At 58.9% G+C, this 25,622-nt stretch carries 26 protein-coding genes and 1 pseudogene; 15 read left to right on the forward strand and 12 right to left on the reverse strand.

The window, feature by feature from the left end; all coding sequences use genetic code 11:
• Position 1 precedes the first annotated feature (1 nt).
• Positions 2-571: a TetR/AcrR family transcriptional regulator gene (locus AOZ07_RS01230; RefSeq protein WP_060700338.1), complete on the forward strand. Its 570-nt coding sequence runs from the start codon at positions 2-4 to the stop codon at positions 569-571.
• Entirely contained in the window at positions 568-1,569 is a 1,002-nt protein-coding gene (locus tag AOZ07_RS01235; RefSeq protein WP_075972382.1) for a DMT family transporter, read from the forward strand. The genes AOZ07_RS01230 and AOZ07_RS01235 overlap by 4 nt, the downstream gene beginning before the upstream one ends.
• Here the strand turns inward: AOZ07_RS01235 and AOZ07_RS19190 are convergent.
• Positions 1,565-1,720: pseudogene (locus AOZ07_RS19190) on the reverse strand (D-arabinono-1,4-lactone oxidase); the annotation flags it as partial. The gene AOZ07_RS01235 and the pseudogene AOZ07_RS19190 sit on opposite strands and share 5 nt — an antisense overlap.
• A 200-nt stretch (positions 1,721-1,920) precedes the next feature.
• On the opposite strand from AOZ07_RS19190, the gene AOZ07_RS01240 reads away from it, so the two are divergent.
• A complete protein-coding gene (locus AOZ07_RS01240; protein ID WP_060700339.1) occupies positions 1,921-2,544 on the forward strand; it encodes a nucleotidyltransferase domain-containing protein in 624 nt (207 codons plus the stop codon).
• On the forward strand, positions 2,541-2,945 hold the full coding sequence (locus AOZ07_RS01245; protein ID WP_060700340.1) for a hypothetical protein: 405 nt from the start codon (positions 2,541-2,543) through the stop codon (positions 2,943-2,945). Before AOZ07_RS01240 ends, AOZ07_RS01245 begins: the two co-directional genes overlap by 4 nt.
• Positions 2,946-3,063: 118 nt before the next feature.
• On the opposite strand, the gene AOZ07_RS01250 is transcribed toward AOZ07_RS01245, so the two are convergent.
• The 3 genes from AOZ07_RS01250 to xylA are packed head-to-tail and all read right to left on the reverse strand — an operon-like array spanning position 3,064 to position 6,995.
• Complete coding sequence (locus tag AOZ07_RS01250; protein ID WP_060700341.1) at positions 3,064-4,332, reverse strand: FAD-binding protein; 1,269 nt, start codon at positions 4,330-4,332, stop codon at positions 3,064-3,066.
• 9 nt (positions 4,333-4,341) lie between these two features.
• A complete protein-coding gene (gene xylB, locus AOZ07_RS01255; RefSeq protein WP_060700342.1) occupies positions 4,342-5,769 on the reverse strand; it encodes a xylulokinase in 1,428 nt (475 codons plus the stop codon).
• A 38-nt stretch (positions 5,770-5,807) separates the two neighbouring features.
• Positions 5,808-6,995 carry a xylose isomerase gene (gene xylA, locus AOZ07_RS01260; protein ID WP_060700343.1) on the reverse strand — a complete coding sequence of 396 codons (1,188 nt, stop codon included), beginning with the start codon at positions 6,993-6,995 and terminating at the stop codon, positions 5,808-5,810.
• A gap of 132 nt (positions 6,996-7,127) precedes the next feature.
• Between xylA and AOZ07_RS01265 the strand changes: the two genes are divergently transcribed.
• Positions 7,128-8,363, forward strand: coding sequence for an ROK family transcriptional regulator (locus AOZ07_RS01265; protein ID WP_060700344.1), 1,236 nt, complete (start codon positions 7,128-7,130; stop codon positions 8,361-8,363).
• Here AOZ07_RS01265 and AOZ07_RS01270 read toward each other — a convergent pair.
• Both AOZ07_RS01270 and AOZ07_RS19205 read right to left on the reverse strand, forming a co-directional pair.
• Entirely contained in the window at positions 8,360-9,064 is a 705-nt protein-coding gene (locus AOZ07_RS01270; protein ID WP_060700345.1) for a MerR family transcriptional regulator, read from the reverse strand. The genes AOZ07_RS01265 and AOZ07_RS01270 overlap by 4 nt on opposite strands.
• The gene (locus tag AOZ07_RS19205) at positions 9,051-9,158 is read right to left on the reverse strand and encodes a MerR family DNA-binding transcriptional regulator (protein WP_417935203.1); all 108 of its coding nucleotides are present in this window, start codon (positions 9,156-9,158) and stop codon (positions 9,051-9,053) included. Before AOZ07_RS19205 ends, AOZ07_RS01270 begins: the two co-directional genes overlap by 14 nt.
• 169 nt (positions 9,159-9,327) lie before the next feature.
• Between AOZ07_RS19205 and AOZ07_RS01275 the strand changes: the two genes are divergently transcribed.
• From AOZ07_RS01275 to AOZ07_RS18995, 3 genes are all read left to right on the forward strand, one after another.
• Complete coding sequence (locus tag AOZ07_RS01275) at positions 9,328-9,981, forward strand: Pr6Pr family membrane protein (protein ID WP_060700346.1); 654 nt, start codon at positions 9,328-9,330, stop codon at positions 9,979-9,981.
• Positions 9,982-10,136: 155 nt separating this feature from the next.
• Entirely contained in the window at positions 10,137-11,426 is a 1,290-nt protein-coding gene (locus tag AOZ07_RS01280) for an adenylosuccinate synthase (RefSeq protein ID WP_060700347.1), read from the forward strand.
• Between the two features lie 194 nt (positions 11,427-11,620).
• Entirely contained in the window at positions 11,621-12,601 is a 981-nt protein-coding gene (locus tag AOZ07_RS18995) for a TIGR00730 family Rossman fold protein (RefSeq protein ID WP_075972384.1), read from the forward strand.
• Positions 12,602-12,694: 93 nt separating this feature from the next.
• On the opposite strand, the gene AOZ07_RS18590 is transcribed toward AOZ07_RS18995, so the two are convergent.
• The 5 genes from AOZ07_RS18590 to AOZ07_RS01300 form a co-directional block, all read right to left on the reverse strand.
• Positions 12,695-12,877 (reverse strand): hypothetical protein, encoded by a 183-nt coding sequence (locus AOZ07_RS18590; protein ID WP_194943725.1) that lies wholly within the window; start codon positions 12,875-12,877, stop codon positions 12,695-12,697.
• A 134-nt stretch (positions 12,878-13,011) separates the two neighbouring features.
• Positions 13,012-13,458, reverse strand: a complete 447-nt coding sequence (locus AOZ07_RS18380) for an MFS transporter (RefSeq protein WP_060700348.1) — start codon at positions 13,456-13,458, stop codon at positions 13,012-13,014.
• A 3-nt stretch (positions 13,459-13,461) separates the two neighbouring features.
• On the reverse strand, positions 13,462-14,037 hold the full coding sequence (locus tag AOZ07_RS18385; protein WP_060700349.1) for an MFS transporter: 576 nt from the start codon (positions 14,035-14,037) through the stop codon (positions 13,462-13,464).
• Complete coding sequence (locus tag AOZ07_RS18595; RefSeq protein ID WP_194943727.1) at positions 14,022-14,246, reverse strand: hypothetical protein; 225 nt, start codon at positions 14,244-14,246, stop codon at positions 14,022-14,024. Before AOZ07_RS18595 ends, AOZ07_RS18385 begins: the two co-directional genes overlap by 16 nt.
• Positions 14,247-15,078: 832 nt before the next feature.
• The gene (locus AOZ07_RS01300; RefSeq protein WP_194943728.1) at positions 15,079-15,687 is read right to left on the reverse strand and encodes a hypothetical protein; all 609 of its coding nucleotides are present in this window, start codon (positions 15,685-15,687) and stop codon (positions 15,079-15,081) included.
• Between the two features lie 432 nt (positions 15,688-16,119).
• On the opposite strand from AOZ07_RS01300, the gene AOZ07_RS01305 reads away from it, so the two are divergent.
• Complete coding sequence (locus AOZ07_RS01305; RefSeq protein WP_236995234.1) at positions 16,120-16,809, forward strand: TIGR00730 family Rossman fold protein; 690 nt, start codon at positions 16,120-16,122, stop codon at positions 16,807-16,809.
• A 93-nt stretch (positions 16,810-16,902) separates the two neighbouring features.
• Here AOZ07_RS01305 and AOZ07_RS01310 read toward each other — a convergent pair whose 3' ends face one another.
• Positions 16,903-18,432: a sodium:solute symporter family protein gene (locus AOZ07_RS01310; protein ID WP_060700351.1), complete on the reverse strand. Its 1,530-nt coding sequence runs from the start codon at positions 18,430-18,432 to the stop codon at positions 16,903-16,905.
• Between the two features lie 355 nt (positions 18,433-18,787).
• On the opposite strand from AOZ07_RS01310, the gene AOZ07_RS01315 reads away from it, so the two are divergent.
• From AOZ07_RS01315 to AOZ07_RS01340, 6 genes are all read left to right on the forward strand, one after another.
• The gene (locus AOZ07_RS01315; protein WP_060700352.1) at positions 18,788-20,443 is read left to right on the forward strand and encodes a thiamine pyrophosphate-dependent enzyme; all 1,656 of its coding nucleotides are present in this window, start codon (positions 18,788-18,790) and stop codon (positions 20,441-20,443) included.
• Positions 20,444-20,608: 165 nt separating this feature from the next.
• Entirely contained in the window at positions 20,609-21,865 is a 1,257-nt protein-coding gene (locus tag AOZ07_RS01320) for a tetratricopeptide repeat protein (protein ID WP_060703253.1), read from the forward strand.
• 21 nt (positions 21,866-21,886) lie between these two features.
• The gene (locus tag AOZ07_RS01325) at positions 21,887-23,503 is read left to right on the forward strand and encodes a tetratricopeptide repeat protein (RefSeq protein WP_060700353.1); all 1,617 of its coding nucleotides are present in this window, start codon (positions 21,887-21,889) and stop codon (positions 23,501-23,503) included.
• Positions 23,504-23,642: 139 nt separating this feature from the next.
• The gene (locus AOZ07_RS01330; protein ID WP_060700354.1) at positions 23,643-24,011 is read left to right on the forward strand and encodes a hypothetical protein; all 369 of its coding nucleotides are present in this window, start codon (positions 23,643-23,645) and stop codon (positions 24,009-24,011) included.
• A gap of 116 nt (positions 24,012-24,127) precedes the next feature.
• Positions 24,128-24,559, forward strand: coding sequence for an SRPBCC family protein (locus AOZ07_RS01335; RefSeq protein ID WP_060700355.1), 432 nt, complete (start codon positions 24,128-24,130; stop codon positions 24,557-24,559).
• A gap of 85 nt (positions 24,560-24,644) precedes the next feature.
• Complete coding sequence (locus AOZ07_RS01340; protein ID WP_060700356.1) at positions 24,645-25,070, forward strand: hypothetical protein; 426 nt, start codon at positions 24,645-24,647, stop codon at positions 25,068-25,070.
• Positions 25,071-25,622 lie beyond the last annotated feature (552 nt).

The following is a 25,622-nucleotide window of genomic DNA, read 5'->3' on the forward strand; positions in this document are numbered from 1 at the left end:
CATGTCACCTCGCATCACCGCCCGCACCAAGCTTCTCGACGCGGCCGCGCAGCTTTTTTATGCCGACGGGATATCGGCCACCGGAATCGATGCGGTGATCGCCAAGGCCGGTGTGGCCAAGATGAGCCTCTACAACAACTTCGAGTCAAAAACCGGATTGGTTCTCGCTTATCTTCAGGCCCGTCACCAGGAGTGGCTGGAGCTCTATCAAAGGCGCCTGGAAAAGGCGGGCGCTGGAGCCGGTGGAGTGCTCGCCGTTGTAGACGCCTACATTGACCACGCGGAAGCCGGGTATGAGCACGGTTTCCGCGGCTGTGGCCTGCTTAATGCCGCCGCTGAACTGCCAGCCGGAGATCCGGGTCGTGCGATTGTCGCGGCTCACAAGTCCCAGGTGGAACAACTTCTTGCTGGCCACCTGGAAACCCTGACTGCGAAAAAACAGGCTGCCCTGCTGGCCGGGCAGATTTCCTTCCTGCTGGAAGGCGCGATATCGCGTGCCGGTCTGGAGGGGAGCAGCGCGTTGCTCTTGCGAGCGCGGTCCATGATCAGCGACATGGTTGGAGCACTGTGAACAGGCCGCGCCAAAATGGTGCAGGCGGAGCTATCGGGCTCTTGTTGCTCGCCTCCATTTTGTGGGGGACGACCGGCACCGTGGCCGCGCAAGCACCAGAGGTTTCGCCACTTGCCATCGGTGCTGCCTCGCTGGGAATTGGCGGTCTGCTGCAGTGCGCAGTGGGAGCACGCCGGGTGTGGGGCGACCGCAGTGCACTGGTTGATAACAAGGGCCTGGTGATCTTCGGCGGGGTGGCCGTCATGATCTATCCGCTGGCCTTCTACAGTTCCATGTCCTTGGGAGGAGTAGCGCTGGGCACCGTGATCTCCTTGGGCACGGCCCCGCTCTTTTCCGGAATCCTTGAACGATTTGCTGACGGTGCACGATTGACGGTGCGCTGGCATGCCGCGGCGATCCTGGGGATCGCGGGAAGCACCCTGCTCGGATTCTCGCGAGCCGCGGAGAGTGGAGGCAGCGGCACTGGCGTAGTGGCAGGGTGCCTGCTCGGGCTTGTCGCCGGCGCCAGCTACGCCTGCTATTCATGGGCTACCGGACGGTTGATCCGGGCTGGGATTGGCCGACAAGGTGCCGTGGGTTCGGTCTTCGGGGTCGGAGGCTTGCTGCTGATGCCGGTGTTGCTTTTCTCCGGCGCGCCACTTCTGGACAGCGCCCAGAACTTCATGGTCGCTGCTTATCTGGCACTGATTCCGATGTTCCTGGGCTATCTCGCATTTGGCATGGCGCTGGCCAAGGTGCCGGCGAGCACCGCCACCACAGTGACGCTGAGCGAGCCAGCCGTTGCCGCCGCATTGGCCGTCGGATTGCTCTCGGAGCATTTGGGGTTCACGGGCTGGGCGGGCATGGCACTGATTGCTGTTGCGCTATTGATCCTGTTGGTGTGGAGCCCGCGGAGTATAGGTCCAATCGTTTCAGCGACTGCGCACCAAAAATATTGCGCCGAAGGAACTCGTTGCGGAATTTGCCGTCAGGATCCAAGCGCCGAGCTAATGCGATGAAGTCGTAGAACTTCGGGTGCATGCTGCTCAGCTGCCCTGCGGTGGCTGCAAAGAGCTTGCCCCAGTGCGGGCGAGGTGCGCAGGGCGCGAGGCAGGATCGTCTCCTCGGCTTGTCGCTGTGGTTTCCAAATAATGTGAACGGCAAAGCCATCGCGTCCACGAAAGCTGCGGCATGATTCTGAGCGTGTGCTGTCGTTGATCAATTAGGGAATCGCTTACTGACTTCGCAAAAGATGGGGGAAGTAGGGCAGATCAGATATGCACTTTCGTGCGCATAGATGTTCTTCCGTCAATTCAAGTACACTTTCGTGTATCAGGAGAGCGTACTTGTTGTCGATAAAGGAGGCATCTATGCGGCTGCAGAACCCATTCGCTGCCCTGGGATCAACGGGAATGGACTCGCAGGTTCTCGCTGTCCTATCGCGCAGTGAACAATATCTGACCATTCCCGCTATCCATCGGCTGCTCCCCGAGGAGGGGTCATCCACGGGGGCGCGCAAGGCGCTCTCTCGATTGGTGGAGCAGGGCGTCGTCCTCGAGCAAATAACGGGCAGGACCCACTCCTATGCCCTGAATCGGGAACATCTGCTGGCGGATGTCATCTTGAAAATCGCCAATTCCAGAAGAGAGCTGACCTCGCTAATCCAAGATGTCATCAACAGCTGGCCAGTCAAGCCTGTGACGGCGACGATCTTTGGCTCAGCGGCCCGAGGTGAAATGCGGTCGGACAGCGACATTGACATCCTCATCGTGATGCCCGATGAAACACCGGAAGGGCTGGACGACGAATTGGCTGGTGCCCTGGCCAGCAAGGTCGCACGGTGGACGGGCAATGACGTACGGCCGTTGCTCTATCGCGCCGCCGAGGTAAAACCAGCCCCGATATTTGACCTCATTATCAAAGACGGGGTGGATGTTGCGGGAGACCCGGCGTGGCTGCGGCGAATGGCACGTGGGCATAAGGTTTCGCAGTGACCCCTAAACACGACAAAATCAAGACTGTAGATGCAGGGAAAGCTGAGCGTCAGGGCCGATTAAGCAAAGCTCGGCAATTCCTTCAATCTGCGGACGATCTTCGTAGTCTTTATGAGGATGACTCGGTCGTGGCAGACACTGCGGTGACCCTGTACGTTCATGCGGGGATTGCTGCTGCTGACGTTATTTGTGCTGTCTCTCTTGGCAAGTATGCGCAGTGTGACAGTCACCAAGATGCCGTCAAGTTGCTGGCAACTGCGGATGCCGCAGCTGCAAAATTGCTAGACACCCTGCTGCACATGAAGACCCGGGCGGGATATGGCTTTGACCCCATTAGCAATACCAAGCTGATCCAGGCCGAGAGGGCAGCGCGGGCGATCGTGGAAAAGGCATCTTCGTAACAGGGGAACAGCCCTCAATGAGATGATTTGCGGCCTATCGATTGCGATCGATGCAGGATTGAAAAGGAAACCTTCCTGTCGCGTCTCCCATTGGGCCGAACTTGTTGTAATTCGGTGACTACGCACCAAAAATATTGCGCTGAAGGAACTCGTTGCGGAATTTGCCGTCAGGATCCAAGCGCCGAGCTAATGCGATGAAGTCGTTGAACTTCGGGTAGATTCCACGCAGATCTGCTGCGGTGGCAGCAAAGAGCTTGCCCCAGTGCGGGCGAGGTGCGTAGGGAGCGAGGGCGGATTCAACCTGCGGGAGGATGGCCTCGACTGCTTGCTGCTGCGGCTTCCACGTAAAGTGCAGGGCAATGCCGTCTCGGCCATAGTTGCCGCTGAGCCATAAATCGTCGGCGGCGATGGTTCGCACCTCGGCCACCAGCAGCAAGGGAGTGAGCACCGGGGATAGCTGTCGCATTGCGGCCATGGCTTGAACGGCGTATTCGCGCGGGACCAGGTATTCGGTCTGCAGCTCATCACCGGCACTGGGCATGAAGTCCATGCGGAAATGGGAGAGCCGGTCGGACCACGGCCCAGCCGCTCCGAGCTGTTCGCTGCAGATGGCGCCGTCGGCCCCGGGCAGCGGATGCATCGCGGCGGTGGCCGGGAATCCGCCAAACTTGCCCTGGTCAATATCATCGACCAGGCCATCGCCAACACGGCGCTTGAGCCAGGTCTGGCCTACCAGCTCCCCGCTCCAGTCGGTGAACAGGCTGACGCTATAGGCAGAAGCCTGGAGGCCATCAAAGTTGTCGAGCACCTTGTCCCAGGACAGCTGCTCGTACACGGTTTGCTGAACATCAAAGCTCGGCACAATATCCAAGGTCAGGTGAGTCATTACACCCAAGGCGCCAAGGGACACCACGTAGCCGTCGAACTCCGGGTCGCCCCACTTGGCGGATAGCTGCGAGCCATCGGCCAGTACCAGTTCCACCGCGCTGACCGCGGTAGCAAGGTTGCCGTGGGCTTCGCCCGAGCCATGGGTGCCGGTGGATACCGCCCCGGCCACCGAGATATGCGGCAGGGAAGCGAGGTTGTGCAGCGCAAAACCAGCTTGCTCAAGAGCATCAGCCAGCGCGCCATAAGTGGTTCCGCCACTGACGCGCACGCTCATGGCCTTCGCATCGATCTCGATGACTTCAGGCATCTTGCTCAAGGAAATCAAGGTTTCACTGGTATCGGCAATGCCATTAAAGGAATGGCGAGAGCCCAAGGCCCGCACCTTGGTTGCTGCGCGAACCTGTTCCTGCAGCTGCTCGACGCTGGTGGGGTACAGCAATTGGCTGGCCCGGTACTCGAGGTTTCCGGCCCAGTTCAGTTCCCTGGTCTCTAGCTTCACGGCTAATCCCTACTTTGCTGTCCACTGGCTGGAAACCAGCGAACGGTAGCGTTCCAAAACATGCGGGCTTGCTTCTGTGGCGGGGACTTCGGCAGAATCCCGGGCCCACTGCGGGAACTGCCCGGCAAGCACTCCGGCGGCCTGGCGAGCGGCACCGTCGGCGACATATTCGCCCGGTGCCGGAACCACGATCGGCAGGCCCAGCACCTGGGCTGCAATGTGCTGAACCGCGCGGGACTGCGCCCCGCCGCCCACCAGGATGATGCGCTGCGCCGCAACACCCTGGGCCTCCAGCGCCTGCAGGCCGTCGGCCAAAGAACAGACCACCGCTTCCACCGCGCTGCGGGCCAAGTTCGGTGCGGTGTAATTCGCCCGGGTGATTCCGTGCAGCGAACCGGTGGCATCTGGCAGGTTCGGGGTGCGCTCGCCGTCAAAGTAGGGCAGCAGCGCCAGGCCGTCGCAGCCCGGGCTGGCGGACAGCGCGAGGTCGTTAAACTCTGCCAGGCTCACCTGCAAGATATTTGCGGTGGCATCAAAAATTCGGGTGGCATTCAGGGTGCATACCAGCGGGAGGTAGTTACCGGTGGCATCGGCAAACCCGGCCACCAGCCCGGTGGCATCTGCGCTGGGTGCGTCGGCGACGGCGAAGACCGTGCCGGAGGTGCCCAGCGACATGACCACATCGCCAACGGTGGCGCCAACGCCCAATCCGGCGGCGGCATTATCGCCCGCGCCAGGGCCGATCAGCGCGCCAGAAGCGGTGCAGCCAATGGATTCCAGCGGGCCGGCCACGGTGGGAAGAATCGGGGCGTGCCCCAGGTGCTGCTCCAGCGCTTCGAGGTCATAGGCGTTCTCGGAGGCCCGGTAATAGCCGGTGCCCGAAGCGTCCGAACGATCGGTGCGCAGGGCTGCCAAGCCTTCGGCGCCGCTGCCCGGGCCGTTGCCGGCCAGTCGCCAGGACAGCCAGTCGTGGGGCAGGCAGACCGCGGCGACCTTGGCCGCGTTGTCCGGTTCATGGTCCTTGAGCCAGCGCAGCTTGGTCAGGGTGATCGAGGAGACGGGCAGGGTGCCGGTGCGCTGTGCCCAGTAGGCGGCGCCGGCCTCGCTGTCGCCGTTGCCGGCTTCGGCGATGATGTCGGTGGCCGCCTGCGCGCTGCGATTGTCATTCCACAGCAGCGCAGGGCGGATCACCGCACCGGTGGCATCCAGCACCACCATGCCGTGCTGTTGCCCGCCCACCGAGATCGCGGCCACATCATCCAGGCCGCCGGCCTGGGCGATCGCTTCTTGCAGGGCGCTGAACCAGAACTCCGGGTCCACTTCGGTGCCCTCCGGGTGGCTGGCACGTCCGGAGCGGACCAGGGCTCCGGTGCCGGCGTCGCGGATGACAACCTTGCAGGACTGGGTGGAGGAGTCGATCCCGGCGACAAGCGTCATTGAATGTGGCTGCTTTCTGCGGTGGGTTCTGGCAGGGGCTAGCGGGAGCCGAGCAGGTGCTCGATGGCCAGCTGGTTCAGGCGGATGAAGGCGAAGTTGCGCTGTGCTGCGGCCTCGGCGTCAAAGCCGGCGAAGCTCGCCGAATCGCTCATCAGATCCGCTGCGCTTTCCCCGGCGTCCAGGGTGGATTCGCCCAGTTCGAAGACGCCCGAGGTCTTCATGGCTTCCTGGACTTCCGGGTCCGCGCGGAAGGCCAGCGCGCGCTCCTTGAGCAGCAGGTACATGGACATGTTGGCCTTGGCCGAGTCCCAGACGCCGTCGTAGCCATCGGTGCGCGATGGCTTGTAGTCGAAGTGGCGCGGTCCGGTGTACTTCGGCCCGCCGTTGGGGAAGCCGTTCTCCAGCAGGTCGACGGTGAAGAAGGCGCTGGTCAGATCGCCGTGGCCGAAGACCAGGTCCTGGTCGTACTTGATGCCGCGCTGGCCGTTGAGGTCGATGTGGAACAGCTTTTCGGCCCACAGTGCCTGGGCGATGCCGTGGGTGAAGTTCAGCCCGGCCATCTGCTCGTGGCCGGTTTCCGGGTTCAGGCCGACGATGTCCCCGTGCTCCAGCTGCTCGATGAAGGCCAGGCCGTGGCCGACGGTGGGCAGGAAGATGTCGCCGCGTGGTTCATTCGGCTTCGGCTCCAGCGCAATGCGCAGGTTGTAGCCCTTGTCCTTGATGTAGCCCGCTGCCGTGTCAACGCCTTCTCGCATGCGATCCAGTGCTGCGGCCAGGTCCTTGGAGCCATCGTATTCGCTGCCTTCGCGCCCGCCCCACATGACGAAGGTTTCGGCGCCCATTTGCGCAGCCAGGTCGATGTTGTGCAGCACCTTGGCCAGGGCGAAGCGGCGGATCGAACGGTCGTTGGAGGTGAAGCCGCCGTCCTTGAAGACCGGGTGGCTGAACAGGTTGGTGGTCACCATCGGGACCTTCAGTCCGGTGTCCTCCAGCGCCTGGTTGAAGTCGCCGAGGATCTTTTCGCGTTCTGCCTCGGTGGCGTCAAAGGGAATCAGGTCATTGTCGTGGAAGGTGATGCCGTAGGCGCCGAGCTCGGCGAGCTTGTGGACGGCTTCTACCGGGTCCAGGTTCTTGCGGGTGGCGACGCCGAAGGGATCGGCACCGGTCCATCCCACGGTCCAGAGGCCGAAGGTGAAATGGTCTGCAGGGGTCGGGGCAACGCTCATCGAGATACATCCTTGGATCGCAGGGCTGGCCTAAGCCATTTAGTTTATGATCTGAACTATATGGGCGGTGATGCGCTAGAGTCAATAGCGAACTCTGCAAATGCATTCCAGGAATTTCGACAAGGAGAAAGCATGCGCCAGCCAGCCCCTTCCGCCCGAGCCGCGACGTCTTCGGCCCCGGGCACAGTCGGGGACGTGCGCAGAGCCAACTTGGCCAGGGTGTTGTCCGTGATTGCAGCCGCGGGGGATGACCAGCGGCTATCACGGGCTGATATCGCTCAAGTCAGCCAGTTGACCAAGGCCTCGGTCTCCAGCCTGGTCGCCGACTTGCTGGCCGCTGGGCTGGTCATCGAAATCGGCGTGCACCGCGATGGGGAACGCGGACGGCCTTCGGTGGGCCTGGTGCTGAATCCCGCGCGCTGCGTGATGGGCATGGAAATCAACGTCGACTACATTGCCGCCGGACTCGTTGACCTCAACGGCAAACTGCTGGCGCACGAAATCCTGCCGCGCACCAATCACCGCTCGACTGCCAGTGAGGTGCTCGGTGCTCTGGGAGAACTGAGCCAAGGCCTCCAAGGCGCTGCCCGGGCCCAGGGCCTGATGATTCTGGGCGGCGGATTGGCTGTTCCGGGCCTGGTTAACGAGGAGCAGTTCACCGTTCTCCAAGCTCCGAACCTTGGCTGGGAGGGGCAAGAACTCGATGTTGCAGCGTTGCTGCCCGAACCCAAAACCCGCTTCCGGCTCTTTAACGAAGCCAATGCCTCGGCGCTGGCCCAGCAGCATTTGATGGATGCCCAGGACCGCGACTTCCTCTTTGTCTCCGGGGAAGTGGGCATCGGCGGCGGCTTGATTATCGATGGTGAACTATTTGTCGGGCCCCAGGGCCATGCAGGCGAGCTCGGCCATGTGGTGATCGCCCCCGACGGCAAAGCCTGCAGCTGCGGAGGACGCGGATGCCTGGAAACCGTGGCCGGACAGGAAGCCATTTTGGCCGCCGCCAATCTCGGTTCCGCAGCAGATAGGATTTCGCGGCAGGAGCGGATGAGCCAGCTCTGCCAAGCACTGGAAACTGGTACCGAGCCCGCGGTGAGCGCCGTGGCCGAGGCCGGAAAATCCTTGGGAATCGCCGTGGCCTCGGCCCTGCGCCTGTACAACGTTTCCACCGTGGTCTTTGGCGGGCACTTTGCCGCCCTGGAGCAGTGGTTGCACCCCGCCATGGAGGCTGGGCTCCAAGCGCACGCGCCGAGCATTGCCGGGCAAGCCCGGTTGCTGTGCTCGCCGCTGGGCCAAACCGGTGCGCTGGCCGGGGCCGCGCGCAGCGTGGTCGGGGACCTGCTGGAGGCCCCGCACCTGCTGGTGGATTAAGGAGTGCCGACCGGCTGCTGAAGTTCGGTCACCCAATCCGCCTGGTCGTCGGACACAGCACGCACGTAGACTTCGCGGCACGGACCGGTAGGCACCAAACCACGGGCGAGGACTTCTTCGTGCACGGCCTGCCAGCTTTCATGGATGGTGTCCATCGAGCCAAGGTGCACTCCGCAGATGGCTTCGGACACCGCGGGAAGCTCGATGATTTCGACATCGGCCAGGCTTTGGGCGCTCGTGGCGTATCCGGCAATGACCTCCACTCCATCCTCGGTGCCGTTGTATTGCGCAATGGGCGTGGCAAGGCTTTGGCCCTGAATGGACTGCGCGATTCTGTCGAAGAGCGGGCCGATGCGTCCGGCGATTTCAGGCTGCTCGGCCACCGTGAAGCGGCCGGCCGCCAAGCGCACCGCGGGCAGTGGCTTGTGGATGATTTCAATGTGAGACATGAGGTTCTCCTTGGAGATCAGTTGCAGACGCCGCTGTACATCGGCCAAGCGCTGCGTGGCCAGCTGGTGCTCGGCCTCGACCTGCGCCTGGCGAATGTGCAAAAGTTCGGCTATTTTTCCTGCGGTGGCTCCCTGGTCCAGGATCAAAGAAATCTCTTCGAGCCCGAATCCCAAATCGCGCAGGGCAACGATCTGATGCAAACGCTGAAGCTGGGAGGGATCGTAGGAGCGATAGCCGCTAAACGGGTCCACGTGGGCGGGGGGTGAGCAGGCCGGCAGTATCCCAATGCCGCAACATGCGGTGGGTGACCTGGCCGATCTGGGCAAACATCCCGATGGATAACATTCTTCAGTTCTCCGCCCTCACACTGTGTCAGGGTCAATTCCTGGCTGGAATCCATTGTTGCACCGCGAGCGCTGCCTCGGGGGGCAAGTCGAAAGGAAGGCAACGGATATCAATTGCAGGGTATTGCTGGGCCTTTGGACGTTACACCCGTGGAGGATAGTCTTCGAGGGTGAATACTTCTCAAGCCACCCTGCGCAGCTTCAATCTGGCGCGAATACTTTGGGCGCTGGTCACCTTGGCGGCGATCGTGGCAACCTACGCGGACACCGCCTCGAGGGGTCCGGTGCAGCCGATGAATTTCTTTGGATACTTCACCATACAGTCAAATGCGCTCGTAGTCGCCGTGGGGCTTGTTGCCGGGGTTGCCGGGCTGGTGAAAGCGGAGCGGGTGCCTCGCTGGGTTGTTGGCCTGCGCGCCCTTGTGTGCGTGTGCATGGTCGTAGTCGGACTGATTTACCTCACCCTATTGGCACCGCTGGGCGCGGCCGGTGGAGTGCCGCTTCCCTGGGCCAATTGGGTGATGCATATTCTCGGGCCGCTGTTCGTCCTGGGAGATTGGCTTTTGGCCAAGGACCGTATGGCCTTGCCATATAGCGCAGTGTTCTTGATCCTGATTTACCCGCTGCTGTGGACCGGGGCCGTTCTGGTGCGCGGAGCCACCGATGGATGGGTTCCCTACCCGTTCCTCAATCCGGACCAGGGGTATGGCGTGATCAGCGTGTACGTGGTCTCCATTGCGGTGCTCTTCACGGGAATTGCGGTTCTGGTCGTCGCATATGGCCGCCGCGGACGACACCGCGACGCACAGCTCGAGATTCACTAATCGTTTCGGTAAACTTTGGTCGTAAGAGCCCCTAACTCTTGCAACGAACCTTCGGGTTTCAGTGAGCAGGACAGGGGCATATTTTTTGCCCGGCACCGTGCCGGGACGGCGCTAAGCACGCCGTAACCACTGCTTTAAGCAAGGGGGAGGATCCCATGCCAGCAATCGTGATCGTCGGAGCCCAATGGGGCGATGAGGGTAAAGGAAAAGCCACCGACCTGCTCGGCGGCAAGGTCGACTACGTAGTCAAGCCAAATGGCGGCAACAACGCCGGGCATACCGTGGTCGTCGGCGGCGAGAAGTACGAGCTCAAGCTCCTTCCAGCCGGCATCCTTTCCCCCAACGCCACTCCGATTATCGGCAACGGCTGCGTGGTGAACCTTGAAGCCCTCTTCGAAGAAATCGACGGCCTGGAATCGCGCGGCGCCGACACCTCGAAGCTGCGTGTCTCGGCCAACGCGCACCTGGTGGCTCCATACCACCAGACCATGGACAAGGTCACCGAGCGCTTCCTGGGCAAGCGTGCCATCGGCACCACCGGACGCGGCATCGGCCCTGCCTACATGGACAAGGTCGGACGCCTGGGCATCCGCGTGCAGGACGTCTTCGACGAGTCCATCCTGCGCCAGAAGGTCGAAGGCGCGTTGCGCCAGAAGAACGAACTGCTGGTCAAGATCTACAACCGGCGCAGCGTCGAGGTCGAGGAGATCGTCTCGTACTTCCTGTCCTACGCCGAGCGCCTGCGCCCGCTGGTCATCGACTCCACCTACGAGCTGAACAAGGCCCTGGACGAGGACAAGGTTGTGCTGATGGAAGGCGGCCAGGCTACCTTCCTGGACGTGGACCACGGCACCTACCCGTTCGTGACTTCCTCGAACCCAACCGCTGGCGGAGCGTCGGTGGGCTCGGGCGTCGGCCCGACCCGCATCACCCGCTCCATCGGCATCATCAAGGCCTACACCACCCGCGTGGGTGCAGGTCCGTTCCCGACCGAGCTGTTCGATGACATGGGCATCTACCTTCAGAAGACCGGCGGCGAATTCGGTGTGAACACTGGCCGCCCACGTCGTTGCGGCTGGTACGACGCTGTTCTGGCCCGCCACGCCTCGCGCGTGAACGGCTTCACTGACTACTTCGTGACCAAGCTGGATGTGCTCACCAATATCGAGCAGATCCCAGTGTGCGTTGCCTATGACGTAGACGGCATCCGCCACGATGAAATGCCAATGACGCAGACCGACTTCCACCATGCGAAGCCGATCTTCGAGTACTTCCCGGGCTGGACCGAGGACATCTCTGGCGCGCAGACCATGGAAGATCTTCCGGAGAACGCCCGGAACTACATCCTGGCTTTGGAGAAGATCTCCGGCACCCGTATCTCCGCCATCGGCGTGGGCCCGGACCGCGATCAGACCATCGTGCGCCACGATTTGATCAAGGACTAATTTCCATAAGCTAAGGGGCCTTCGCAGTTCATCAATTGATGAATTGCGAAGGCCCCTTTTCATTTGCATAGCGTTGAAGCAGGTTGCTCACGTGATTCAGGCACGCCCAGATGAAAACCCTAGAATTGAATTGTGACCGCCGGTTGCACCGAACAGGCGCAACCAGTTCGTGGATGGAACAAGAAGGAATATCATTGCCAGCACAGATCACTGTCAGCGCCGTCATTATCCGAAACGATGCGGGACAGGTTCTGACCGTTCGCAAGCGAGGAACAACATTATTCATGTTCCCGGGTGGCAAGCCGGAACTGGGGGAGTCGCCTATCGATGCGGCGGTACGGGAAGTGAGCGAAGAGCTGGGAGTGAACCTGGATCCAGCTTTGCTGCGTCTCGTTGGAACCTTCACGGCCCCGGCAACCAATGAAGAGGGGCATAGCGTTCAAGCCACCGTATTTGAACATCGTTTGGTTCCGATTGGTGAACCTTTGGCTGAAATTGAGCAGCTACGGTGGATCGACCCCTCAGCGAAATTAGACGAGGTCGCACCCTTGCTCCAAGACGTGGTCTTCCCTGCTTTGCTCGCTGGGCAACGAAATATCCAGAGGTTGGCAGTTTTCACCGGTTCGGCTTCAGGCGCGTCATCCATTTATGAGAAGGCGGCAGAAAACTTCGCACGCACTGTTGCCGCCTCGGGCCGGGCCATCGTTTATGGCGGTGGACGCGTGGGTTTGATGGGAACAATTGCTGATGCGGCGCGCAAGGTTGGCGGCGAAGTTTTCGGGGTCATGCCGCAATTCCTGGTTGATGGCGAACTGGCGCATCCAGGATTAACGAGCCTGGAAGTTGTGCCCGACATGCATGCACGCAAACACCGCATGTCGGAACTGGCAGATGGCTTTGTTGCCCTGCCAGGTGGTGCTGGGACCTTGGAAGAGCTCTTTGAAGTGTGGACCTGGCAGCAACTTGGAATCCACGCGAAACCAGTAGCACTCCTGGATGTTGACGGATTCTGGCAGCCTCTGCTGAATATGCTGGACCACATGACTGATCAGGGATTCTTGGCCTCGCAGTTCCGCGACTCATTGGTGGTGGCCAGCGAACCAGAAGCGCTTTTGGATGCCCTGTCTTTGTGGCAGGCGCCGGCAGCAAAATGGGGCGCAGGCTCCAGGAACTAAAACGCAAGGAACAAGACGAGCCCTGTGCTCAGCGGGTTGCACCGCTGAGTACAGGGCTCGAATTCATGAGTCCGGCTCGGTATTCCTAGCCGACTAGAGTGTTGGCTCTTGTGCCGCTGTGTTGACCGGAGCGTCCTGGATCTTGCCGGAAATCAGGACATGGTGGCTCCGTTTATCAAGGAAAATGTCGCCTTGACCATCGCAATAGCTGAGGCTGCGACCACCGCCCAAGCAAAAGCCTGCACCGTCAAAGCTGACGGCGTAGGCATAATCCATGCGCCGGCTCTTTGCAGCTAGTTTGAAGTGACGTTTTTCTTCTGGGAGTGAGCGCGCAAGGCGAGCACTGAGATGATCGCGACGGCTGCCAGCGCCATGTAGTAGACAGCGATTAGCGTCAGGCTGCTATTGCTCTACGCTGCGAGGGCTTGGGCAACCAGTGGGGCGGTTCCTGCAGCCAGGCCGGAACCGACCTGATAGGTCAGAGATAAACCGGTGTAGCGAGTGGTGGGGCTGAATAGTTCGGCTAGGTAGGAGCCGAGCACGCCGAGAATGGCGACCTGCATAATGGGCAGTCCCAAGATGAAACCAGCACAAATCAACATCGGGTCGTTAGACATAAACAGTTGCATCATTGGCCAGACGTCTACTAAGCCCAACACAGAACCGACAATTAGCATTCGATCTCGTCCGAAGCGATCCGAAAGCCATCCCACGAGTGGAATGGTGAGTACCGCTAAGCCACTGGCAATGGTGACCATGAAGAGCAAGGAGCCTACGGCTACCGCGGGCTCTTGGCCTTCACTGGCAATCTGAGCGGAACGCCCTGCGAGGAACGGCACCATAAAGGCCGACAACATTGCCTATAAGAAGAGTGGGGCCAACGCCAGCAAGATGCCAAAGAAGGTCTTGAAGCGGTATTGTTTCAGAATCTGGAGAATGGGTGGTTCTTGCGTGCGTGCAATCTTTTCGGCGGCCAGGAACTCTGGAGATTCCGACACCTGATAACGCCGGTACAGGGCAACTAGGACCACGATGATGGACGCCAAAAACGGCATGCGCCAACCCCAAGAGAGGAATTGTTCTTCGGGGAGCGAAGCAAAGATACCGAGGACAAATGTTGCCATTAGTGCTCCGGTGGGACCTCCAGCAACCGAGAGAGAAGCCCCGAAGCCCTTGGTCTTCTTCGAGGAATGCTCCATTGACATCAACGTCGCACCACCCCATTCGCCACCAGCGACTAGGCCCTGAATGACACGAATGAGTGTCAGCAAGATTCCTGCGGTGGCGGCCCCGAGCGTGGTTGGCATCAGGCCAATGGCCAATGAAACAACGCCCATGATGAGGACCGTGGTGAAGGGCATATGTTTGCGGCCAATTTTGTCACCGAAGTGCCCAAAAAGTAGACCGCCAATAGGCCTCGCTAAGTAGCCGGCCATGAGTGAGTGACAAAAGCCAGCATCGTTCCCAATGCTGGATCTATGCCGCTGAAGAGAACTTTGGGAGATACCAATGCGGCTGCGGCGGTGTAGAGAACAAAATCGTAGGCTTCGAGCAAGGTGCCCATAAAACTAGATGCTTGGGCCTTGCGACGTTCTTTGGTGGCTGCGTTAGTGGCACCGAGCGAAGATTGAGAAGTGATAGACATGAGTGCCTTTCGCGAAACAGCGGAAACTGCGCACGTAAATGTGATGCAGATTACCAACCGATGCTAGGGCTTGGCTTGGGCCTCAAGGAATGCAAAAAGTCGAGCTATTCCCTGCTCGATAAGTCTTGTTCGTCCAGTGGCAAATTTGTTCAATTATGCCGCCACGAATGGTCTGAAAACCGCCGGTGACATCGGGGTGGAGAAGGTCGTTTGGACCGGTGCCGGACATAGTAGAAAACGGCACGCGTGAATGGTGCGGATCAGGCTTGGTCCCGGCTCGTACTCGTGCCGGCCGGTGGCACTAGGATTCATGCCAAGCTGAACTCGGGGCACGTTTCCCGCCTGGTTTTGATTGACTATGGACTAACGTCGAACAACATCAGCAAAGCCGCGGCACGGTATCTGGGTGGCCTGGAATTCAAGCGAATCGTCGATTGACGGATTTCAAGAAAAACTCATATCTCGATCACACCGACACGAAATAGTGTGATTCAGCTAAAGCAGTTGAACTTACAGGGACACCAATCTTGCTTTACGCTAAAGCCAATATCACGGAGGCGCACTCGGAAATGGTCCCCGGGAACTAACGCTTTCGAACAGTTTCCACGATGCATAGGGCTACGAGCGAAAGGACACCTGCCACCAGTAGCGCCAAGCCTACAGGTTCTAGGTAAACCACTCGTGAAGTAAATATCTCTGCAGAACCCTGCTGAGGATCCCAGGCTATAGCTTCCTTTTTTGATACGAAAAATATGCCAAATGCTGTTGAAAGCACCGCGATGGTCCACCCGAGAAGTTGAAACAACCTTGTGTAAGTGTTCAATTAATTTCCTTATTTCTTGATGTCGAATCCAATGTTAGGCGAAAAAGCGGTCAGGGTGCCCGATGTGCTTACTGTGGTCCACCGTGTTTTCTTTTGTCCCAGTGCTTTCACGCCTTTCATCTTCCTGATTTTGTAGGTTGCCTTGGTTCCTACAGCGTAAGCGCGATAGGTGGCAGCGGATTTCTTGCTAATTGATGGTGAGGTCCAAGAGACGGAGCCGTTGGCCGAATAGTGGCGGTTGAAACCTACGGAGCCGGAAATATCGTTAATGGTCGCGCCTAGACTTACCGAGACGTCAGTGCCAATTGAATAGCCGGCGTTGATGCTGCAGCTGCCGCCGACGCCTTTGGACACCTTGCAAATACCTAGTTGCTTTTTGGTGTTCGTCCAATTTTTGGTCTTCTTCAGATCGATCACGTCATATCGGTAGTATGTAACGCTCCCGCGAGCAGGCGTTGCAGGGGAGATGGGCAACGAATCAGCTTTTGAAGGATTGGACGAGGCGTTGGCAGTCTTAACAACATCCGGGGCAGCTTTGTCTGGACTCATTGCATGTGCAGGAATGGTACCTGTTAGGGCTAATGACAGTGCAAGAGCTATCGCAAACTGCTTCTTCATAGATTTTCCACTTTCGGACGTGATTTGGGCCTTTTGTATAGACGCTACATAGAAAACAGTGTGGCCACAACCAATTTCAAGGTATTTTCTTCTCATTTTCGAATTGAGCCTCCAATTCCCTGCGCGCCAACCGTGAGCACTGAAATGTCAGGTTAAGCATTTTGTATCTGAAACTTTGCTATATGCCGCAGAGAACCAGACCTAGGCTTTGCCCGTCTTTTTCCTGGCTTTGGCGGCTACGCGATCAAACTTGATGAGTACGATCGGCGATCTAATAAAAGCCTCTAGTGACTAATGGTGTAAGCATGAATCTGCGTCACTAGTTGCGGCACATGATGCAGGAATAAAATTCCTTGTTTTTGGACGATTTCGTCGGGGTGCCGTGTTCAAGCCACCGTATTTGAACATCGTTTGGTTCCGATTGGTGAACCTTTGGCTGAAATTGAGCAGCTACGGTGGATCGACCCCTCAGCGAAATTAGACGAGGTCGCACCCTTGCTCCAAGACGTGGTCTTCCCTGCTTTGCTCGCTGGGCAACGAAATATCCAGAGGTTGGCAGTTTTCACCGGTTCGGCTTCAGGCGCGTCATCCATTTATGAGAAGGCGGCAGAAAACTTCGCACGCACTGTTGCCGCCTCGGGCCGGGCCATCGTTTATGGCGGTGGACGCGTGGGTTTGATGGGAACAATTGCTGATGCGGCGCGCAAGGTTGGCGGCGAAGTTTTCGGGGTCATGCCGCAATTCCTGGTTGATGGCGAACTGGCGCATCCAGGATTAACGAGCCTGGAAGTTGTGCCCGACATGCATGCACGCAAACACCGCATGTCGGAACTGGCAGATGGCTTTGTTGCCCTGCCAGGTGGTGCTGGGACCTTGGAAGAGCTCTTTGAAGTGTGGACCTGGCAGCAACTTGGAATCCACGCGAAACCAGTAGCACTCCTGGATGTTGACGGATTCTGGCAGCCTCTGCTGAATATGCTGGACCACATGACTGATCAGGGATTCTTGGCCTCGCAGTTCCGCGACTCATTGGTGGTGGCCAGCGAACCAGAAGCGCTTTTGGATGCCCTGTCTTTGTGGCAGGCGCCGGCAGCAAAATGGGGCGCAGGCTCCAGGAACTAAAACGCAAGGAACAAGACGAGCCCTGTGCTCAGCGGGTTGCACCGCTGAGTACAGGGCTCGAATTCATGAGTCCGGCTCGGTATTCCTAGCCGACTAGAGTGTTGGCTCTTGTGCCGCTGTGTTGACCGGAGCGTCCTGGATCTTGCCCGCTACGCGCAGGTTCCAGTGCTCAATCACCTGTCGGTCAGTGGACTTGGTCAATAGCGATACAACTATGAATGCCACCGCCGAAGCGACGAGGCCGAAGTAGATCGGTTCATTGGCGTAGACGCCGTCGAACTTGTTCTCGGCCTGGATTTCCAAGACGATCATCGTGCCGAGCGTAACGAGGGAACCTGCAGCCATGGAGGCTGTAGCGCCAACACCGTTGCCGCGCTTCCACAGCAGGCCACCGATAATGGCCACCAGCAAGCCGCCCACCAGAATGTCGTAGGCGATGGTCAGTGCTGCAACCACGTCGTCCACCAGGATTGCCAGGGCCACGGTGACCAGTCCCAGCACCATCACCCAGATGCGGTTGGCCCGGACATCGTGCTCGGGGTTCTCATTCGAGTTGACCTGGATCTGCTTGCCGAACCAGCTGGCAACAAATGGGGTCACGTCAGTACGGGCAACTGTCGCCGCGGCGATCAGCGCGCCGGAGGCGGTGGACATCATGGCGGCCACGGCTGCGGCCATCACCAGCCCGCCGACGGCAACTGGAAGCAGCTGTGTGGCGACTTCTGCGTAGACGACGTCCTTGTTGTCTGCAGCCCCTGCGATCTCTGGCAATGCGACCTTCGCGGCCATGCCGATCAATGCGCCGGCGGCGCCGTAGAAGACGCAGTAGATGCCGGCGGTCATGCCGCCCCAGCGGGCCACTTTTGGAGTCTTCGCGGTGAAGACGCGCTGCCAGATGTCCTGGCCGATGAGCAGGCCCAGGGTGTAGACCACAAAGTAGGTGATGATCGACTGCAGGCCCATGCCGTTGATGTCGAAGAACTCGGCGCCCACGCGCTCGCGGATGCCATCCAGGCCGCCGGCGGCGTTCAGCGAGAATGGCAGCATCAGTGCGAAGATGCCGATGGTCTTGATGATGAACTGGACCTGGTCTGCCAGGGTGATGGACCACATGCCACCGATGGTCGAATACACCACAACGATCGCGCCGCCAATGGCGATAGCAACCCACTTCTCCCAGCCGAAGAGCACAACAAAGATGGTGGCGTAGGCGCTGGTGGAGGTTGCGCAGAGCATCAGCGTATAGGCCAGCATCACGATGCCGGAGGTATTGGTTGCTGCCGCGCTGCCGTAGCGCAGATTCAGCATCTGGGAGACGGTGAAGACCTTCAGCTTCTGCAAGGTCGGTGCGAAGGCCAGCGAAAGCAGGATGACGCCTGCGCCAATGGCCACCACGAGCCACATGCCGGAGATCCCGTGCTTGTAGCCCAGCCCGACGCCGCCCACGGTGGATGCGCCACCGAGCACCACCGCTGCCATGGTTCCGGTGTAGAGGAAGGGGCCGAGCCGACGGCCGGCGACCAGATAATCGCTGCTGTTTTTGGTGCGGGACTTGCCCCACCATCCAAAAGCGAGCATGGCCGCGAGATATAGCGCGACAATGGCCCCATTGATGAATTCCATGGATTTCCCCGATGCGAGTGAGAATGCTTACCGTAGGTAAACTTTTATTTCTCAATAGGCTACTTGTGTGAGCTACGACAGGTCAATGGCCGGCAGCTTTATGACTGTGAAATGGCTCGCCCCGCAGAGTGATGAACGTTACTGCTCCATTGATCGAAAAAATCTAGACAATTTGCCCAAGAATATGCATTGTGGCATGCATGGTGTCATAGTCGCGTAGCAATAGGCATTCACGGTGCGCAATCCGGTGTTCTTTAGTACTGTTTCTCGACGACGCAACGTTGCATCACCGGCTTTAGCGCCCCCAATTTCCGTTGCGTCCAACTATTGCTCGCAACCAGAAAGACGCCTGAAGATGAGTGAAAATGCTCAAGGTCTGACAAAGAAGTCAGCCGGACATGTCATTGTCGATACGCTTGCCGCACACGGCGTTGAACGAGCCTACGTCGTCCCGGGCGAAAGCTACCTGGACGTCCTCGACGGACTGCACAACTCATCCATCGAGACCGTCGTTTGCCGCCACGAAGGCGGAGCGACCTACATGGCCGAAGCCGAAGGAAAAATGCATCAGCGCCCCGGCATCGCGATGGTGACCCGAGGGCCAGGTGCCGCCAACGCGCACGTTGGCCTGCACACTGCATGGCAGGACTCCACTCCGCTGGTGCTCTTTGTTGGCCTGATTCCCTTCGAGCACCGCGAAAAAGAAGCCTTCCAGGAGTTTGACCCGAAGGCGTGGTTTGGCACCGGAGCCAAGCGCGTGATGATCCTGGACCATGCGGACCGCGCCAGCGAAGTCGTCGCCGAAGCGATGTTCGCGGCCATGTCCGGACGTCCGGGGCCGGTGGTGGTCGGGCTTCCGGAAGACGTGATCCGCAACGAGATTTCTGCCGAGCTGCACCCGGAAATTCCTGTCGCCACCGGCGGCATGACCGTGACTGACTGGAAGTCGCTGAACAATGCCTTGCAGGAAGCGGATAAGCCACTGTTTATTTTTGGCGGCAACGACTGGTCCCAGCAGGGTGCTGCCGATTTCACCCGCTGGCTCGAAGAACACGATCTTCCTGCCGCTGCCGAATGGCGTTGCGAAGGAACCGTTCCGTTCAGCTCTCCTTCCTACGTTGGGCCCATCGGCTACGGGCGTCCCAAGCCAACCTACGATCTCCTGGAAGAAACAGATCTGCTGATCTTCGTTGGCACCGTACCCGGGGACGTCATCACCGACGGCTTCAACGTCCGCCAAAACTGGGAGAAGAAAAACTTCCTGGTGACCATCGACCCGTCGCTGCGCGGACGCTCCGGTCCGGTCTCGCACCAGATTGTGGCCAAGCCGGATGTCTTCGTCCGCGACCTGCTGCTCATGGACTTGCCGGTGAAGGATTCCTGGAAGGAATGGACCTCGCGGATGCGTGGCGAGCAGGAGAAATTCGCCGCGCTGCCAACCCCGGTGCCGGCGGACGGGCCAGCAAAAATGGCGACCTTGATGTCGAATCTGGTCACCGCACTGCCCGAAAATGCGATGGTCACCTTCGGTGCCGGCGAGCACACCAACTGGGCGCACCGCTACTTCCCGACCAACGGCTATGCCTCGATGCTCTCGGCACGCAACGGCTCCATGGGCTACTCGATCCCATCGGCCGTGGCAGCATCGCTGAATTACCCGGGGCGCCGCGTCGTGGCCATTGCGGGTGACGGCGAATTCCTGATGAACGGCCAAGAGCTGGCCACGGCAACCCAATATGGGGCAACGCCGCTGGTGATCATCATGGACAACCAGCAATACGGCACCATCCGCACCCACCAGGAGCGTCAGTATCCGGAGCGAATTTCCGGCACGCAACTGCAGAATCCTGACTTCGCATTGATGGCCCAGTCCTTTGGCGGTTTTGGAGTCCGCGTAGAGAAGGATGCTGAGATCCCGGCAGCGCTGGAAGCAGCGGTGGAGGCAATCGAGGAGAACGGGACTTTCGCCTTGATCCACTTGATCGTGGAACAAGGGGTCAAAGCCTACTAGGCTGCACTTCGGCGCGGATGCTCCGGGTCGGTTCCGTGGCGAGGCTCTAAGCGGGCATATAATTCCAACGGGTATCGTTTATGCGGTACCCGTTGGATGCCTTAAGTGGCAGAGCAGTCAGATGAAGTTTGGCAGCTACAACTTGCAATAGCGGAGCTCAAAGACATGAATGATCCCCTGATCGCCAGCCTCATGCGCGCCGTCGACGCCGCGCCAGAGGAACACGAGTTGCGCCTCCATCTGGCCCAGCAGCTGCACCAGGCCAACCGTGCCGCTGAAGCTCTGACGCATATCAACATTGTGGTCCAAAAAGATCCCGGCAACACCGCGGCCTTGCAATTGCTCGGCCAGGTGAGTGCTGCGCTGCTGGGCAACGCCATACCCGCACCGGCTTCCGCACCGGAACCAGCAAAGCCACAGCACACCGAAGAACCTGATTTTGATTGGGATGCGGCGGCCCAGCAGCTCGGCCAATCCGTGCCAGCCCCATTTGCGGAGCCAGAAATCCAGATGGGCGGGAGCGCAGAAACTGTCGCCCCAGTAGAACCAGCGGGGCAGCGCATTACCTTGGCTGATGTTGGCGGTCTGCAGAATGTTAAAGACCGGCTGAATGAATCATTCTTGGCACCGATGCGCAACGCCGCCATCGCCAAGGCCTTCGGCAAATCCCTGCGAGGCGGACTGCTGCTGTACGGTCCTCCCGGCTGTGGCAAGACCTTTGTGGCTCGCGCGGTTGCCGGTGAGCTCCAAGCGAACTTCATGGCCGTCACCATGACCGACATTCTTGATTCGCTTATCGGTGAAACTGAGAAGAATATTAAAGCGGTCTTCGACAAGGCCCGCAGCAACTCGCCGACAGTGTTGTTCCTCGATGAAGTTGATGCATTGGGGCTGCGCCGAGGCTCATTAACCGGAAGCGCGTCATGGCTGCGCCAGATGGTCAATCAGCTGCTTATGGAGATGGATTCGCTCTCCTCAAACAATGACGGACTCTACATCCTGGCCGCGACCAACCACCCATGGGACCTGGATGAGGCGCTGTTGCGCCCAGGACGTTTGGATCGCTCAGTGCTGGTCACCGCTCCGGACCAGCCAGCTCGCGAATCAATCCTGCGCTATCACCTGGAGCGTCGACCCATCGCAGGTATCGACCTGAAATGGATTGCCGCGCAAACCGATGGATTCTCGGGCGCCGACCTGGAGCACTTGTGCACCACTGCCGCGGAAAAAGCCATGATGCAGTCCATCGAGCGCAATGAGGTGCTGCCGGTGAATATGGCACATATTCATCTGGCGATGAAAGAAGTGAAGCCATCGACCCTGCCGTGGCTGGAGTCTGCACGCAATGTGGTGCGGTTCAGCAACGAAAATGGGCGTTACGACGAGCTGGCTGATTATCTGGTCGCCAGAAAACTGTTGTAATCCAATCCCGGAAGGCACCGCATGGATTTTGACGTCCTCTACACCAGGATCACCCATCATCTGGCAACGGGCAGGGAAGCCGAAGCCATTAGCCTGCTCAAGGACAATCTCAATGATTATCAGCAGGTTGCCGAATTCTGGATCCTGTACGCGGCCTGCCATCTGAACCTGGAGCAGTGGAGCGAAGCTGAAGCCGCCGCCCGCGTGGCATTGGGGCTGAATCCCGAGCATCCAGTAGCTGGCGAGCAGCTCGCGGTGGCACTTTCCGGCCAGCGCCGTCGCGAAGAGGCCCTGGCAACCATCCAACAGGTCATCGCGGTGGCGCCGGAGCATGCGCGTGGACACTATCTGCTGGGCATCTTCTTGCTGGGCAATATCCAGAACAATGACGAGCGGATCTTGGCCCGCCAGGCCACTGAGCATGCACTGAAATTGGAACCTGAAAACCCCGACTTTTATCAAGGTGCAGCTCTCGCAGCCGACATCGCCGGAGATCACCGCGGCGCGATGAGGCTCCTGGAAGCAGGGCTGCGCATTGACCCTCATCATCAAGGGCTATTGCGTTCGGCAGGCAGCATCGAAATGGGTCGCATGATCGTGGGGGACCACGGCCAATTATTGCGCGGCATGCTGGCCAGCGATCCATTGAACGAAAAGCTGCACGAGGACTACGCGGAGAACTTTCTGGTCAAGCAGGCGGTTTACGCCGACCGCTGGTGGTTATCCATTCCGGCGCTCGCAGCCGTCGCTGCTTTTGGGCACGCTGCCAGCTTGCCGGTCACCCTGATTGTGGTTGTGCTGGTGCTTGGCGGTGGTGGCCTGTTCGCTTGGTGGAATATCTCCACTTATAAAAGGACGGAGAAAACGCTACCTTCCGGGTACATCAAAGATATTCACGCCCGCTTCCCGGCGCTGCCCAAAGCCATGCGCGGGTACCAGGCCAGTTGGGCGGCTGCGGTAGCTGGCGCTGTGGCGGGCTGCTTCGTTCCACTCGCGGGTGCGATCTTGATGCTTCTTGGGGTTGTGTCGGGCAGGGTGGCCGATGCTCTCATATTTCGAGAAATATCAGGGCCTCCGCAGAACCGCCAGGATCCTGAAGAACAAAGGGTGCATCTGGTGCGCCTGAGCGGAAGCTACGCAGCAGGCTTCTGGAAACGTGTGCTGATAGTTTTCGCGCATTTGGCCTTCTTCGGAGTGTGCATGGCCCGCCCAAGCCAGATGGCCGCAGTTCCGATGTGGTCGGCGGGTATGGGACTGTTGGTGGTCGGTGGGGTTTTGGCCTATTGCCAGCTCCGTCTGGGATTCAAGAACAACGCTTTCGCTTATGGGCTGGCGGTGAGCAGCTCGGCAAAAGCGAGAGGCTTCGCGCTGCTGCGAGGCAACATCGGCGGGATGTACTTCATCGGGGTGCATCTGGTGTTCGGATTCATTGCATTTGTCCTGTCGCTCTCATTGCTTGCTGGTGTCCCGCAGTCCTCGGACAGCTCTGGAGGAACCGTGGATGAAGAGCCTTCGGGACCAGTTCAGCTGCCACGCGAAGAACTTGACCGGTTGACTAGAACCCCTGTGCCGAAGCCTGAAGAATTCAGTTTTTCACCCATGCCAGAACTGCCTGACATCCCATCGCTGGACCAGTAGCATCCAGCGAAATTCACACGATCGAAAAGATCACAATCCAACTGAAGATTCTGTCTTGGCATGCTCGGCCTGAAGAAATAAGATGAATTGCTACCGAATCACGTGAAGCAAAAACCCCGACCACGAGGTGGATAATCAGATGGCAATGATGAGCGAAGAGCTCATTGAGCAGTGGGCCGACGCAACTGCTGAGATCTACAATGAGTCCTTGACTGGCATCAACCTGAGCCGTCTGCCCGAGGCAGTGGCGCAATACGTCGAACTCTTTGCACAGAGCGAGAATCTGACGTTTAACGAAGATGCCACCCCAACCGATTACTTTGAGCATCACCCATTCGTTGCGGTGACTGCTGTGTTGAACAGCCCTGAGGCCCTGGAGGTCTTGGACGGCGATGCGCAGGACGCGCTGGATTCGATGGCTGACTTCACTGAAGCTTGGTACAACTTTGACCGTGAGCAGGAACCAGAGCTGGGCATTTCCGAGGCAGACGTCGAAGAAGACTGGTAAACACCAGTAGCGCATTTGACCGGCGCCAGGCAGGGAATTGCCTGGTGCCGGTTTTTATCTACCCAAATCTTCTGAAAACTATTCCCATTAAACGGCGAGAGTGCAACGATTCCGGTATGAGCCAGTTCAGTGTTTTTGAAAGCACCGTTCTCATACATCTTCCGGTGCGCCGCGTCTGGGAATTGCTGACCGACTGGGCAGCAGCTCCTTTGTGGATCCATGGAATTGGTTCCATGCATTCAGATGACCCAGAACTAAAAGTCGGAACCAATCTGGTCTATAGAGTCGCAGGCCACGAACGGGTCTACCGCGTCCACGACCTGATTGAGAATCGGCTGCTGATCATGCACACTTCAGAGAATCCGGACGGGCTGTCCTACCGATACGATCTGAAAGACGACGCCGGGTACACCGAGGTGGTGCTGCAAGTGGCGATCATCAATCCTGATTTGAGCGTTGAACAGTGTGAAGAGTTGGCTGCGAACGTTCGCGAAAGCGAAGGGGACAAATTGGATCAACTGCGCCTCTACGCAGAGCAAGCGCCATAAGTTTCCGCCGTGGCCGAAACGCTTTTGTTTGTGGAGGAGTCTGACGCCAAGGCATATGCACTGTCCTCTTTCCGAGGGCCGTGAGATGCTCTTCTTCGATGGCGAAATATTTATGGACAATCCAGTTGCTGCGCATCATACCGAAGCTCAGCAACTGCTGGCACGGCGCACTGATGACAAGGCGCCAATGATCCGAATCCTGGGCACCGTCGACGTTCTCGACACGCGAGGCCTGATGCCAGTTTCACCAAATACCGGAAATGAATCACCAGGTATCGAAACATGCTGCATCTCACTGCCGGCCTGCTTTGCCATGAATCCAGTGGCAACCACTGAGCAGTGCAACGTAGCCTTTTGGCCAGGCATTCAGCCAACCGTTCCTATACCGTCAACGAGATCTCCAAAACTCCATGGTGGTATGTCCCCCGGAGCTGCAGGAACCATGGTGGCAGCCTTCTCCCGGCACGAGCCAGGAGCAGGGATAATGCGCGTGATCACCTACCCGGTTTAACTTTCCATTGCTCTCGGCGCAAAGCTTCGTGGGCGGCTCTATCAGCAGAATCATGCACTAGGGATCGTTAACGACCTCAAACCAACAGCGGCCCATCGAGCAGCAGACATACTCAGCCTTCTGATCGTTCTCCTTTCTCCCCTCGTGGTAGCAATACTCTTGAGCCCTCCTGGAGTGTGGTGGGATGTGGCGGTGGCTTATGCCTTGGTGCCAGCCATCGCAGTCCGCCAGCAGGGAAAGCCGGACCGCTGAACGGGAAATGAGCCGGAAGAATCTCACCAAGGACCTTGGCCCGACTGACGTTGAGCTCAGCTGCATTGCCCGTGGAAAAAGTCGGCTCCTGGTGACGGAAAACTCCTCATTCAGGGGCTAGCTCATCAATACCAGCAGAACCATACTGTGGGGTTGGTTGCTCATACTGACAATCACCTGACGTTGTATACGCTGATGGGATTCAAACGCATTGAAACCACGCTGGCCATGAAGTATCCAGCTGCAGGGGAGTAACGCCATCTACGGTACGTCCCCTCTGAAGAAAGGGAACGACCATGC

The sequence above is a fragment of the Glutamicibacter halophytocola genome, from assembly GCF_001302565.1.
GTDB lineage: Bacteria > Actinomycetota > Actinomycetes > Actinomycetales > Micrococcaceae > Glutamicibacter > Glutamicibacter halophytocola.

What these genes read in the sequence shown, in the direction of transcription:
- AOZ07_RS01230 (WP_060700338.1), top strand. Translation starts at nt 2, where the DNA reads ATGTCACCTCGCATCACCGCCCGCACCAAGCTTCTCGACGCGGCCGCG.
- AOZ07_RS01240 (WP_060700339.1), top strand. Translation starts at nt 1,921, where the DNA reads ATGCGGCTGCAGAACCCATTCGCTGCCCTGGGATCAACGGGAATGGAC.
- xylB (WP_060700342.1), bottom strand. Translation starts at nt 5,769, where the DNA reads ATGACGCTTGTCGCCGGGATCGACTCCTCCACCCAGTCCTGCAAGGTT.
- xylA (WP_060700343.1), bottom strand. Translation starts at nt 6,995, where the DNA reads ATGAGCGTTGCCCCGACCCCTGCAGACCATTTCACCTTCGGCCTCTGG.
- AOZ07_RS01265 (WP_060700344.1), top strand. Translation starts at nt 7,128, where the DNA reads ATGCGCCAGCCAGCCCCTTCCGCCCGAGCCGCGACGTCTTCGGCCCCG.
- AOZ07_RS19205 (WP_417935203.1), bottom strand. Translation starts at nt 9,158, where the DNA reads ATGTTATCCATCGGGATGTTTGCCCAGATCGGCCAGGTCACCCACCGC.
- AOZ07_RS01280 (WP_060700347.1), top strand. Translation starts at nt 10,137, where the DNA reads ATGCCAGCAATCGTGATCGTCGGAGCCCAATGGGGCGATGAGGGTAAA.
- AOZ07_RS18590 (WP_194943725.1), bottom strand. Translation starts at nt 12,877, where the DNA reads ATGGATTATGCCTACGCCGTCAGCTTTGACGGTGCAGGCTTTTGCTTG.
- AOZ07_RS18380 (WP_060700348.1), bottom strand. Translation starts at nt 13,458, where the DNA reads ATGTTGTCGGCCTTTATGGTGCCGTTCCTCGCAGGGCGTTCCGCTCAG.
- AOZ07_RS18385 (WP_060700349.1), bottom strand. Translation starts at nt 14,037, where the DNA reads ATGGCCGGCTACTTAGCGAGGCCTATTGGCGGTCTACTTTTTGGGCAC.
- AOZ07_RS18595 (WP_194943727.1), bottom strand. Translation starts at nt 14,246, where the DNA reads ATGTCTATCACTTCTCAATCTTCGCTCGGTGCCACTAACGCAGCCACC.
- AOZ07_RS01300 (WP_194943728.1), bottom strand. Translation starts at nt 15,687, where the DNA reads ATGAAGAAGCAGTTTGCGATAGCTCTTGCACTGTCATTAGCCCTAACA.
- AOZ07_RS01310 (WP_060700351.1), bottom strand. Translation starts at nt 18,432, where the DNA reads ATGGAATTCATCAATGGGGCCATTGTCGCGCTATATCTCGCGGCCATG.
- AOZ07_RS01315 (WP_060700352.1), top strand. Translation starts at nt 18,788, where the DNA reads ATGAGTGAAAATGCTCAAGGTCTGACAAAGAAGTCAGCCGGACATGTC.
- AOZ07_RS01320 (WP_060703253.1), top strand. Translation starts at nt 20,609, where the DNA reads ATGAATGATCCCCTGATCGCCAGCCTCATGCGCGCCGTCGACGCCGCG.
- AOZ07_RS01325 (WP_060700353.1), top strand. Translation starts at nt 21,887, where the DNA reads ATGGATTTTGACGTCCTCTACACCAGGATCACCCATCATCTGGCAACG.
- AOZ07_RS01330 (WP_060700354.1), top strand. Translation starts at nt 23,643, where the DNA reads ATGGCAATGATGAGCGAAGAGCTCATTGAGCAGTGGGCCGACGCAACT.
- AOZ07_RS01335 (WP_060700355.1), top strand. Translation starts at nt 24,128, where the DNA reads ATGAGCCAGTTCAGTGTTTTTGAAAGCACCGTTCTCATACATCTTCCG.
- AOZ07_RS01340 (WP_060700356.1), top strand. Translation starts at nt 24,645, where the DNA reads ATGCTCTTCTTCGATGGCGAAATATTTATGGACAATCCAGTTGCTGCG.